Below are 11,707 nucleotides of genomic sequence, written 5' to 3'. Positions count from 1 at the left end.
TCGCAAGGTATCTTGATGTCAAGATATTAGGTCGGCCTCAGTGATGCGCCCGCGCGGAAGGTCGGCAGGATGGATGAAGACCACGCGAAGGAGAAGACCATGAGCGTCGACAGTTTCCACTCCAAGGACACCCTTCGAGTCGGTGATGCGTCCTACGACTTCTACCGGCTCGACGCGGTGGAGGGAGACGGCCTCGATGTCGCCTCCCTGCCGTTCAGCCTCAAGATCCTCCTCGAGGCGCTGCTGCGCACCGAGGACGGAGCCAACATCACAGCCGATGACATCAAGGCCCTCGCGGGCTGGGATCCGTCGGCGGATCCGAGCAAGGAGATCCAGTTCACCCCCGCGCGCGTGATCATGCAGGACTTCACCGGGGTCCCCTGTGTCGTCGATCTCGCCACGATGCGCGAGGCGATGGCGGACCTTGGCGGCGATCCCAGCAAGATCAATCCGCTCGCGCCGGCTGAGATGGTCATCGACCACTCGGTCATCGCCGATGTCTTCGGCACGCCGGAGGCCTTCGAGCGCAATGTCGAGATCGAGTACGAGCGCAACGGCGAGCGCTACAAGTTCTTGCGCTGGGGCCAGGGTGCCTTCAGTGACTTCAAGGTGGTGCCGCCGGGCACCGGCATCGTCCACCAGGTCAACATCGAGCACCTGGCCCGCGTCGTCTTCACCCGTGAGAGCGATGGCTCGGTCGTCGCGTACCCCGATTCCTGTGTCGGCACCGACTCGCACACTACGATGGTCAACGGTCTGGGCGTCGTCGGCTGGGGTGTCGGCGGCATCGAGGCCGAGGCCGCGATGCTCGGTCAGCCGATCAGCATGCTCATCCCGAGGGTCGTCGGCTTCAAGCTCTCCGGCGAGCTGCCCGAAGGCGCCACCGCCACCGACCTCGTCCTCACCATCACCGAGAAGCTGCGCGAGCACGGTGTCGTCGGCAAGTTCGTCGAGTTCTACGGCTCGGGCGTCGGCGCGGTCCCGCTGGCCAACCGCGCCACGATCGGCAATATGAGCCCCGAGTACGGTTCCACGGTCGCCATCTTCCCGATGGACGAGGAGACCACCAAGTACCTCGAGCTCACCGGGCGCACGCCCGAGGAGATCGCGCTCGTCGAGGCCTACGCCAAGGCCCAGGGTCTGTGGCACGATCCCGAGCACGAACCGCGCTACTCCGAGTACCTCGAGCTCGACCTCGCCGATGTCGTGCCGTCCATCGCCGGTCCCAAGCGGCCCCAGGACCGCGTCAGCCTCTCCGATGCCAAGAACGGCTTCCGGGGCGCACTGAGCGCCTACATCGACAACGACGCGCAGACGATCTCCGGTGACTACGACGAGGCTCTCGAGGAGTCCTTCCCCGCCTCCGATCCGCCGGCCTCCGAGGCCCATGGCACCACCCCGCGCCGTGACTACCTCTCCTGCGTGCCGGCCGACGGCAAGCGGCCCAGCAACCCGATCGAGGTGACGATCGACGGCCAGACATTCACGCTGGATCACGGTGCCGTCACGATCGCGGCGATCACGTCCTGCACCAACACCTCGAACCCGTCGGTCATGATCGGCGCAGCCCTGTTGGCCAAGAACGCGGTCGAGAAGGGCCTGCAGCGCAAGCCGTGGGTCAAGACCACCCTGGCCCCGGGCTCCAAGGTGGTCTCGGACTACTACGCGCGCGCCGGTCTGACGCCGTACCTGGACAAGCTGGGATTCAACCTGGTCGGTTACGGCTGCACCACGTGCATCGGCAACTCCGGTCCGCTGATCCCCGAGGTCAGCGCGGCCGTCAACGAGAACGACCTCGCGGTGGTCTCGGTGCTGTCGGGCAACCGCAACTTCGAGGGCCGCATCAACCCCGATGTGAAGATGAACTACCTCGCGTCGCCCCCGCTCGTCGTGGCCTACGCGCTGGCAGGGTCGATGGATGTCGACATCACCACCGAGCCGCTCGGCGTCGACACCGATGGCAACGAGGTCTACCTCAAGGACATCTGGCCGAGCCCCTCGGAGGTCGAGGAGGTGATCGCCTCGTCGATGAGCGCCGACACCTTCAAGTCCGAGTACGCCGATGTGTTCGCCGGTGACGAGCGGTGGCAGAACCTGCCCACGCCCGAGGGCGACACTTTCGAGTGGGACGCCGCGTCGACCTACGTCCGCAAGGCGCCGTACTTCGACGGCATGGAGCGCGAGCCCTCGCCGGTCACCGATGTCGAGGGAGCCCGGGTGCTGCTGAAGCTCGGCGACTCGGTCACCACCGACCACATCAGCCCTGCCGGTGCGATCAAGAAGGACAGCCCGGCCGGCAAGTACCTGATGGAGCACGGTGTCGAGCCGCGGGACTTCAACTCGCTCGGTTCCCGGCGCGGCAATCACGAGGTCATGATCCGCGGCACGTTCGCCAATATCCGCCTGCGCAATCAGATCGCACCGGGTACCGAGGGTGGCTTCACGCGCGACTTCACCGCGGGCGGCGAGGTCACGACCGTGTTCGACGCGGCGCAGAACTATGCGGCGCAGGAGATCCCGCTCGTCGTGCTCGCCGGCAAGGAGTACGGCTCGGGCTCGTCGCGCGACTGGGCTGCCAAGGGCACGGCTCTGCTGGGCGTCCGGGTGGTCATCGCCGAGAGCTACGAGCGCATCCACCGCTCGAATCTCATCGGCATGGGCGTCCTGCCGCTGCAGTTCCCCGAGGGGGAGAATGCCGAGTCGCTGGGCCTGACCGGTGAGGAGACCTTCAGCGTCTCCGGTATCACCGAGCTGAACGACGGGACCACCCCGCGCACGGTCAAGGTCGTAGCCGAGGGCGAGAACGGCACCGTCGAGTTCGACGCGGTCGTGCGCATCGACACCCCTGGAGAGGCGAACTACTACCGCAACGGCGGCATCATGCCGTACGTGCTCCGCTCGCTGCTCGACTGAGCACCGGGTACTCGCTGAGTGTGACGTTTGGACGGTGGATCTCGGTCTTTCACCGTCCAAACGTCACACTCAACGGGAGCTCCTCAGCTCACTACAGCTCGGCCAGCGACTCCTCTTCACCACCGAAGTAGGCGTCGAGGATCCGACGGCTGGTCCGATCGCCCCAGGCGCCCAGCAGCCGCGAGCCGACGCGCGTGCGGCCGAGGACGTGGTACCGCATCGTGTTGAGCGGGATCAGATAGGCGAAGGCCCAGGGAGGCCGGATCGGCAAGCCGAGCTCGCGCATGCTCCGGACACCGAGGAAGGTGGTGAGCATGCTGAGGAGCCGTTCTCGCTCGTAGCTGGCCCTGACTCGCCGGAGCGACCGCGGCCATCCGGGGTAGCCGCGGTCGTCCTGGGCCGCGACGATCGCCTGAGCGAGCTTCGGCCCGGCCTCGCTGATCCCCGCCTGGGCGAGCAGCACGTGGTAGTTGATCCGGTGACGCTCCCACTCGTCATCGGTGAGCAGATCGGCCGGGACTCCCATCAGGTGGCCCACCCACCTCCACAGGTGCATCAAGGCTCGCGCGTCGGCCCCGTTGATCCGCACGCCGAGCGCGCGGCAGCCGATGATGAGCGCTCCGTCGAAGAGGCCGAGCGTGCCGGCCTGATCCGTCTGATTGATCGGCAGACCCCAGCGTTCGTTGTCCCAGCGTGGTTCGAAGGACGCATTCACCAGGGCGTGCATGACGCGGACGTGCACGGTCAGTCGCCAGGCCTCGCCTCCCGGACGCAGCCCGCCCGGGGCCGACAGCGAGATGGTCCATTTCTGGGTCTCGGCGAGACGCCGCAGAGTGCCGTCGCCGGACAGCCCGCCGGTGGCCACCAGGAGATCCGTAGGGCCACCGAAGCGATAGCCGCCGATGAGCGAGAGCTGCATGAGGACATCCGCGGCATTCTGCCTCAGCCGGTTCATGACGCGCCCACCGTCGTCGATCAGCTTCCAGTCCACCCAATCGGGCACGGTGGTGACCTCGGTGAAGAAGGTGCGCAGTGGTTCGGGGGCATCGGTGACCGCCGCGATGCCGCCGGTGAGCACGGCCTCCAGTTGTGGCAGGGAGACCTCGCGAGATCGGATCGCGTCGGCGAGCGCAGCGCCGGGCTCGTCGCGCTCGGTCAATCCTCTGCCGAGCCGGTCGAGGAGCTCCTCGTCCACCTCGCCGACGCGGCCGAGGTACTTCAGCGGCCGGCCGATACGGGCGCCGCGCTCCTGGCGTTCACGAAACCGTGTCGGGATCATCTCCTCATCCTCATGCGAGCAAAGGCTCGCATACAAGTCGCGTTCGGCAGTTCGGAGGTCCTACGCTCGTGCCATGCGGAAGACCCCACGACAGGCACGCTCGCGACAGATGGTGGAACGCATCGTCGCGGCGGGCCGCGAGGTGCTCGCCACCCATGGCTACGACGCCTTCTCCACGAACCGGATCGCCGAGGTCGCGGGCATCAGCCCAGGGTCGCTGTATCAGTACTTCACCGATAAGACGGCCATCTTGGACGTGATCATCGATCGCTACTGGGAGGAGGTGACCGAACGTGTGGTCGCTGCGCTGGGGGAAAGGGCGGGCGACACCGGGCGGGCGATGATCCGCGATACCGCGGACGCGCTGCTGTCCGCGCTGGAATCGGACCGGGTGCTGCTGCGGGTGTTGGCCGAGGAGCTGCCGGCGGGGCAGAACCGGACTCGACGCATCGTCGTGGAGCGGCGGGTTCGCGAACTGCTCGCACTGTATCTACGGGCGAATCCTCAGCTCAGCCGACGTCCCGATCCCGTGGTCACGGCGTGGGTAGTGGTGCTGGCGCTGGAGAACGTTGCCCTGCGCTGGGTGCTCGACGAGCCGGCCTTCGAACGTGACATCGTGCTGGACGAGATCAGCGCCCTCGTCGCCGGCTACGCGGGAGCGTGGGAGCCGGCAGAGCTCCCATCACCTCGCCGTAGCCTGGACATGTGACGATCCACACCGAGCATCCCTTCGTACCGCCCGAACCCGAGCGCGACGCGCTGCGGCGCTTCCGCGGACGGCTGGCTGCCCCGGTGACCGTCGTTGCGGCGGGGGAGCGACGCCGGCGTGCCGGGCTCACCGTCTCCTCGCTGCTGGTGGCCGACGGAGAGCCGCCGCACGTCGTGATCCTGGTCGATCCCGACTCCGACCTGCGTGACGCGATCGACGTCGACACGTCGGTCGCGATCAGTCTGCTCGACGACGGCGACCAGTTCCTCGCCGACGCCTTCGCGGGGACGGCTCCGGCCCCCGGCGGTCCGTTCACCCTCGGCTCGTGGACACAGACGCAGTGGGGGCCTGCACATGACGGGCGCAGCTGGATCGGAGCGCGGGTCGTGTCGGTCTCACCCCTCGGCTACAGCGAACAGATCGTCGCGCTCGTGGAGCACATCGCCATCGAGGGCACGACCGCGCTGAGCCATGTGCGCGGCCGTTACCACCAGGTCTGACCCCTGTGCGCCGAGAGGTCGAGGTGCACGGGCGCCGTGGGCGAGGCTGGTTACGATGGGGCAATGGCCAGTCTGCTGCGCTCGCTGTCGGGACCCGCTGATCTGCGGGACCTCGGTGACGACGACCTCACGCAACTCGCAGAGGAGATTCGCGAGCTCCTGCTGGAGTCCGTCGCCACCAACGGTGGGCATCTGGGGCCGAATCTCGGCGTCGTCGAACTGACGATCGCCCTGCATCGGGTCTTCGACTCCCCGCGCGATCGTCTCGTCTGGGACACCGGGCACCAGGCCTATGTGCACAAGATGCTGACAGGGCGCGCCGGCGAGTTCGAGCGGCTCCGTCAGGAGGGCGGACTCTCCGGCTATCCCTCACGCGCGGAGTCCGAGCACGATTGGGTCGAGAACTCGCACGCCTCGACGTCCCTGTCCTATGCCGACGGCCTGGCGCGTGCCAACGCGCTGACGGGTCGCGACAATCATGTCGTCGCCGTCATCGGCGACGGTGCGCTTACCGGCGGCATGGCCTGGGAGGCGCTCAACAACATCGCGGCCGATCAGTCCCGACGACTGGTGGTGGTCGTGAACGACAACGGTCGGTCCTACACCCCCACGGTCGGCGGCCTGGCCAACAAGCTGACCGAGATCCGGACCAATCCTCGCTATGAGCCCACGCTGACGGCGATCCGCGAGCGGTTGACCTCGGGCCACCGCCTCGGCGAGGTCGCCTATGAGGCGCTCCACGCGGTGAAGAAGGGCATGAAGGATGCCCTCGCCCCGCAGGGTATGTTCGAGGACCTCGGCATCAAGTACATCGGTCCGGTCGACGGACACGATCGAGGCGCGATGGAGCAGGCCCTCGCGGCAGCCAAGCGCTTCGGCGGTCCCGTCCTGGTCCATGCGATCACCACCAAGGGCCAGGGTTACGACATCGCGGTGGCCAATGAGAACGACCAGATGCACCAGTCGACTCCCTTCGACCGCACAACGGGTGAGGCCACCTCGGTGGCCCCGGCGGGGTGGACCTCGGTCTTCCGCGATGAGATCGTGCGGATCGCCGACGAACGCCCCGATGTCGTCGGTCTGACCGCCGCCATGCTCTATCCCGTCGGCCTCGACGCCTTCGCGGACAAGTTCCCCGACCGTGTCTTCGATGTCGGCATCGCCGAGCAGCACGCGGCCACCAGCGCCGCTGGCTTGGCGATGGGCGGTCTGCACCCGGTGGTCGCCGTCTACGCGACCTTCATCAACCGGGCCTTCGACCAGGTGCTCCTCGACGTCGCACTCCATCGCTGTGGCGTCACCTTCGTCCTGGACCGGGCGGGAGTGACCGGTGACGACGGCGCCAGTCACAACGGCATGTGGGATCTGTCGCTGCTCCAGCTGGTGCCGGGGATCCACATCGCGGCGCCGCGTGATGGAGCCCGCCTGCGCGAGCTCCTGCGCGAGGCGGTCGCGGTCGATGACGCCCCCAGCGTCGTGCGCTTCGCGAAGGGGCCCGTGGGCGACGACATCCCGGCCGTCGATCAGATCGGCGGTGTCGATGTCCTGCGCCGCGATGCCGAACCGGAGGTGCTGCTCGTCGGGGCTGGCACCATGGCGGCCGTCGCCCTCGATGCGGCGGAGAAGCTCGCCGCGGACGGCATCGGCTGCACGGTCGTCGATCCGCGGTGGATCAAGCCCCTCGACCCCGCGGTGGTGGAGCTGGCCGACGATCACCGCCTGGTGGTCTCGGTCGAGGACAACGGGCGTCAGGGCGGCGTCGGCTCGACGATCGCCTGTGCGCTCCTCGATGCCGGAGTCCGTACGCCGGTCCGCATCCACGGGGTCGGCCAGCGTTTCCTCGATCACGCCAAGCGTGCCGTGATCCTCGAGCGCGAAGGTCTCACGGGTCCGGCCATCGCCGCGGACACCGCTGCGTCCCTGCACGGGAATACGACGAGGCGGTGACGATGTTGACACCGAAGTGGTTACCGAAAGCTCTGCGACCCGAGAAGCGGGAGTCGCGACCTGATCGCAACACCGGTGAGGGGCCTGTGCTGCTCCATGTCCTGGACGGCTTCCTGACCGCCGGATCGTCCGCATCGTTGGTCGCCCGGCAGTTGCGCGGCACCGACGGCGTGACCGTGCACGAGTTCGACCTCGATCCCGTCTATGACTACCGCGCGCGCCGTCCGCCGATCGTCTTCGACGCCGACCACTACCGCTCCTATGAGCAGCCCCGCCTTGCGATCACACGCGAGTACGACATCACGGGGCGTGAATATCTGCTGTTGTCCGGCCCGGAGCCGGATTTCGGCTGGGAGGGATTCGTCCGCGAGGTGATCGACGTCATCGAGCGCGAGAATGTCTCGCTCGTGGTAGGTCTGGGAGCCGTGCCGATGGGAGTGCCCCACACGCGCCCGCCGATGATCACGGCCCACGCCACGCGACCGGAGCTCGTGGATCGCCGCAATCTCTGGGAGGCCGAGATCACGGTGCCCGCCTCGGCGCAGACGCTGCTCGAGTATCGTCTGGGCCAGCGGGGAACCGACGCCGTCGGCTATGTCGTCCACGTGCCGCACTATCTGACGCAGGTCGAGTACCCCACGGCCGCGATCGCCGTGTTGGAGGCTGCCGGCTTGCGCACGGGTCTGACCTTCGATCTGGAGGACCTCCGCGCTCAGCAGCCCGCGGCCATCGCGCAGATCGAGGAGCAGATCCACGAGCAGAACGGCGAGGACGTGCTGAACGGCCTGGAAGAGCAGTACGACGCCTTCGCGCGCGGTGCCGCGCGTTCTCTCCTCGATGACGACGGTCACCTGCCGAGCGGCGATGAGCTCGCCGCGCAGCTCGAGCGCTTCCTCGCGCAGCATCGTCCCGACGACCACGGCTGATCACGTGAGGAGGAACGCCTCCGCACCAGGCCCTCGGCGTCCGCTCAGCCACTAGACTCGTGACCGTGCCTGCCTCGATCAACGAAGTCGTCGACCTGCTCGATCTCGAACCCTTGGAGGTCGGTCTCTTCCGAGGCCGGCAACCGGTCAACTCCCGTCTCAAGCGGGTTTTCGGTGGCCAGGTGGCCGCCCAGGGGACGATGGCCGCTCAGCTGACAGTGCCGGAGGACCGCCACATCCACTCCTTGCACGCCTACTTCATCCTCGGTGGCGATCCGTCGATACCGATCGTCTATGACGTCGAGAACGTCCGTGACGGCCGATCCTTCACGACGCGCCGGGTCGCGGCGCGCCAGCACGGCGAGATCATCTTCTACATGACCGCCTCCTTCCAGCGCGAGGAGGAGGGCTGGGAGCATCAGGACGCGATGCCCGATATCGGTGTGCCCGAGGACGCCACATCGATGTCGGACCTCATCCAGCTCATCGACGAGGGATCGGCGGAGCAGTGGCACGCCGAATGGGGTGGCTATGACATGCGTTATGTGGGTGAGGGCCGCGCCGCCGATGATCCCTCGCCCGAACGGGTCCCGGCGATCCAGCGCATGTGGTTCAAAGCCGCCGGCGAACTGCCGGACGATCCCCGCATCCACAATGCGGCCTTCACCTACTACAGCGACTTCAGCCTCCTGGGCGCCTCGCTGGTTCCCCACGGCCTCATCATCAACTCTCCGCGGGTGTCCCCGGCCTCGCTGGACCACACGGTGTGGTTCCACCGTCCGTTCCGCACGGACGAGTGGCTGCTCTACGACCAGACCTCGCCGTGGGCGGGCTCGTCGCGAGGCTTCAGCACGGCGAAGGTCTACGCCCAGGACGGCACGCTGGTGGCGTCGGTGGCGCAGGAGGGACTCATCCGCCCGCGCCGCTGACCCGCCCAACCCCCGGCACGCTCGCTCGCCAGCGGCGTGCCGGTGGCGAGCGGTGAGTAGGCGGCCGTCCTCGTCAGTGCGCGGTGAGTAGGCGTCCGTTCGTTCCTGGCTCGAGGGGAGGACACCGACGATGTGCTCTGGTGGTTGTCAGGGCGACCGCGGAGCCACATCGTTCGTCCTTTGCGGTCAAGAGGCGACGATGGTCCCCACGAGATGCTCCGTCGCGCCGTCCTGGCTCCGCACGCCGAAGACCGTACGTCCCGGCTGCTCCTCGGTACCGAAGACGATCGTGCTGGGCAGCAGGATGGGCTTCTTGAACTCCACGGTGGCGGTATAGGCGTTGGGAAGGGCGTCGATGGCTGAGAGGCACTTGGCCTTGGTCCACATGCCGTGCGCGATATTGCGGGGGAAGCCGAAGGCCTTGGCGGTGAGCGGGTACAGATGGATCGGATTGCGATCACCGGACACAGCCCCGTAGCTGCGGCCCAGGCTGCCGGGCAGCGTCCAATGGACGGGTCCGCGCGGAGCGTCGAGACGGTCCAACGGGGGTGTCGTCGGCTCGGGCCCACTCCCGTTGCGGCCCCGGAAGAAGACCGTCATGCTCTCGTCCCAGACGAGCTCGTCGCCGACACGTGCCTCGGAGAGCAGCTCGACGAGTTGGCCCTTCGGATGCGGGGTGAGCTGCGCGGCGCGCAGGGAGATGTCGTAGGACTCCGCCACTCCGATCGGGCGATGCTGGGTGATCCGGTTGCGCAGATGCACCGCGCCCATCGGGGTGAAGGGGAACGATGTGTCCGTCATCATCGTGAGGTGCAGCGTGTGCGCGGCGAGATGCGGGTACGTCGCCGGAAGGAAAGACGAGGGGGCGAATCCGCAGACCCGCCGGTACCGGTCGAGATGCCTTTGGTCGGTGGTGACTCCCCGGCGGAGCAGGGTGGTCCGGGGCAGATCGCCGCGCGAGTGCTTGATCCCCGGCAGCGATCCGATGACGGGCAAAGCCGGCAGCGCCGCCTTGATCATCAGCGGGAGTCCCGCTGGAGCGGAGTCGAATGTACGCGTGGTCTCCTCAGGCACCGAGGAACCCCTGACCGCAGACACGCACGACATTGCCGGTGATCGCACCCGAGCCGGGATGGGCGTACCAGGCGATCGCCTCGGCGACGTCGACCGGCTGCCCGCCTTGTGACAGGGAGCTGAGCCGGCGGCCGGCCTCGCGGATGCCGATCGGCATCGTCTTGACCATGTCGGTCTCGATGAAGCCCGGGGCGATCGCGTTGACGGTGATCCGCCGGTCGGTGAGTCGCGGTGCCAGATCCTGCACGAAACCGATGACGCCGGCTTTCGCGGTGCCGTAGTTGGTCTGACCGTTGTTGCCGGCGATACCCGCGATGGATGAGATACCGATGATGCGACCGCCATCGTGGATCAGCCCGCGATCGAGTAGTTCGTCGGTGATGCGCTGCGGTGCGCCCACGCTGACGTCGATGACCTTGTCCCAATTCTCGGGCTTCATGTTCTTGAGCCGCTTGTCGCGCGTGATGCCGGCATTGTGGACGACGATGTCGACGCCGTCGCTCAGCTGTTCGGCGATCGTGGAGGGGGCGTCATCGGCCGTGATGTCGGCGATGATCGAGGACCCGCCGAGCTCCTCCATAAGACTCTCGAGGTCGCCCTGCAGCGGCGGGACGTCCAGACCCACGATGGTGGCACCGTCGCGGTGGAGCGTGCGCGCCATGGCGGCTCCGAGGCCGCGGGATGCGCCGGTGATGAGGGCGATCTTGCCGGTGAGGGGTGCGCCGGCCTCGGCCGGCTGCTCGGTGTCGGAGAGATCGGTGGTGCCGATCCTGATGACCTGACCATCCACGAAGGCGGACTTCGGCGAGAGCAGGAACTGTAGCGTCGAGTCCACCGCGTCGGCGGCGTCGGGGGAGACGTAGACGAGATTGGCGGTGCTGCCGTTGCCGCCGATCTCCTTGCCCAGCGACCGCACGAAGCCCTCGAGTCCGCGCTGTGCGATGGCCGCTCCGGAGCTGGTCGTACGCTCCGGCAGTGTGCCGAGCACGACGACGCGGCCGCAGGAGGCCAGCTGGCGCAGCACCGGAGTGAAGAACGCCTGCAGCGCGACGAGGTCGCGCGTCGAGGCCAGATCGGTGGCGTCGAAGACGAGTCCGGCGTAGCGGCGTCCTTCCGCGCGGACCGTGGTCGTCTCGATCCCGTCGTTCTTCAGCAACTGGGGGAGTGCGCCGAACAGGAGTCCGTCCGAGGAGCCGCCGAGCAGTACGGTCCCGTCGACGAGGGGGCCTCCGTCCCAGCGCTTGAGTTCCGGCGGATTCGGCAGGCCGATGTTCTTGACCAGGAACTGGGCGATCGGATTCTGGATCAGCGACTGGTAACGGTCGGTCATCGCGACATGTGTCCTATCTATCGGATACTCTCGGTATCTGAACGCGTTAGTGTGACTGTAGCCTGCCGTGACAGGCGAGTCCACACGGACGCCCCAGCTC

General features: G+C 67.5%; 9 protein-coding genes. 6 read left to right on the top strand and 3 right to left on the bottom strand.

Annotated elements, in window-relative coordinates; translation table 11 throughout:
• Positions 1 to 99 precede the first annotated feature (99 nt).
• A complete protein-coding gene (locus BHE97_RS14035; RefSeq protein ID WP_087624714.1) occupies positions 100 to 2,913 on the top strand; it encodes an aconitate hydratase in 2,814 nt (937 codons plus the stop codon).
• Positions 2,914 to 3,004: 91 nt separating this feature from the next.
• Here the strand turns inward: BHE97_RS14035 and BHE97_RS14030 are convergent, their stop codons facing one another.
• Positions 3,005 to 4,192, bottom strand: a complete 1,188-nt coding sequence (locus tag BHE97_RS14030) for an oxygenase MpaB family protein (RefSeq protein ID WP_087624660.1) — start codon at positions 4,190 to 4,192, stop codon at positions 3,005 to 3,007.
• 73 nt (positions 4,193 to 4,265) lie between these two features.
• Between BHE97_RS14030 and BHE97_RS14025 the strand changes: the two genes are divergently transcribed.
• The 5 genes from BHE97_RS14025 to BHE97_RS14005 all read left to right on the top strand — a co-directional run bounded on the left by BHE97_RS14025 (position 4,266) and on the right by BHE97_RS14005 (position 9,203).
• On the top strand, positions 4,266 to 4,901 hold the full coding sequence (locus BHE97_RS14025) for a TetR/AcrR family transcriptional regulator (protein ID WP_087624659.1): 636 nt from the start codon (positions 4,266 to 4,268) through the stop codon (positions 4,899 to 4,901).
• Positions 4,898 to 5,401 (top strand): flavin reductase family protein, encoded by a 504-nt coding sequence (locus BHE97_RS14020; RefSeq protein ID WP_087624658.1) that lies wholly within the window; start codon positions 4,898 to 4,900, stop codon positions 5,399 to 5,401. Before BHE97_RS14025 ends, BHE97_RS14020 begins: the two co-directional genes overlap by 4 nt.
• Positions 5,402 to 5,464: 63 nt before the next feature.
• Positions 5,465 to 7,348 carry a 1-deoxy-D-xylulose-5-phosphate synthase gene (dxs, locus tag BHE97_RS14015; protein ID WP_087624657.1) on the top strand — a complete coding sequence of 628 codons (1,884 nt, stop codon included), beginning with the start codon at positions 5,465 to 5,467 and terminating at the stop codon, positions 7,346 to 7,348.
• 2 nt (positions 7,349 to 7,350) lie between these two features.
• A complete protein-coding gene (locus tag BHE97_RS14010) occupies positions 7,351 to 8,274 on the top strand; it encodes a PAC2 family protein (RefSeq protein ID WP_087624656.1) in 924 nt (307 codons plus the stop codon).
• Positions 8,275 to 8,339: 65 nt separating this feature from the next.
• On the top strand, positions 8,340 to 9,203 hold the full coding sequence (locus BHE97_RS14005) for an acyl-CoA thioesterase II (protein WP_087624713.1): 864 nt from the start codon (positions 8,340 to 8,342) through the stop codon (positions 9,201 to 9,203).
• Positions 9,204 to 9,389: 186 nt separating this feature from the next.
• Here the strand turns inward: BHE97_RS14005 and BHE97_RS14000 are convergent, their stop codons facing one another.
• Together BHE97_RS14000 and BHE97_RS13995 are read right to left on the bottom strand one after the other, a co-directional pair.
• A complete protein-coding gene (locus BHE97_RS14000; RefSeq protein WP_170931432.1) occupies positions 9,390 to 10,277 on the bottom strand; it encodes a MaoC/PaaZ C-terminal domain-containing protein in 888 nt (295 codons plus the stop codon).
• Complete coding sequence (locus BHE97_RS13995; protein ID WP_087624654.1) at positions 10,270 to 11,607, bottom strand: 3-oxoacyl-ACP reductase; 1,338 nt, start codon at positions 11,605 to 11,607, stop codon at positions 10,270 to 10,272. Before BHE97_RS13995 ends, BHE97_RS14000 begins: the two co-directional genes overlap by 8 nt.
• Positions 11,608 to 11,707: the final 100 nt, after the last annotated feature.

Origin of the sequence: Aeromicrobium sp. PE09-221 (assembly GCF_002174305.1) — a bacterium.
GTDB lineage: Bacteria > Actinomycetota > Actinomycetes > Propionibacteriales > Nocardioidaceae > Aeromicrobium.
This window is presented reverse-complemented; position numbering and strand designations above follow the sequence as displayed.

What these genes read in the sequence shown, in the direction of transcription:
- dxs (WP_087624657.1), top strand. Translation starts at nt 5,465, where the DNA reads ATGGCCAGTCTGCTGCGCTCGCTGTCGGGACCCGCTGATCTGCGGGAC.
- BHE97_RS14025 (WP_087624659.1), top strand. Translation starts at nt 4,266, where the DNA reads ATGCGGAAGACCCCACGACAGGCACGCTCGCGACAGATGGTGGAACGC.
- BHE97_RS14030 (WP_087624660.1), bottom strand. Translation starts at nt 4,192, where the DNA reads ATGATCCCGACACGGTTTCGTGAACGCCAGGAGCGCGGCGCCCGTATC.
- BHE97_RS14035 (WP_087624714.1), top strand. Translation starts at nt 100, where the DNA reads ATGAGCGTCGACAGTTTCCACTCCAAGGACACCCTTCGAGTCGGTGAT.
- BHE97_RS14010 (WP_087624656.1), top strand. Translation starts at nt 7,351, where the DNA reads ATGTTGACACCGAAGTGGTTACCGAAAGCTCTGCGACCCGAGAAGCGG.
- BHE97_RS13995 (WP_087624654.1), bottom strand. Translation starts at nt 11,607, where the DNA reads ATGACCGACCGTTACCAGTCGCTGATCCAGAATCCGATCGCCCAGTTC.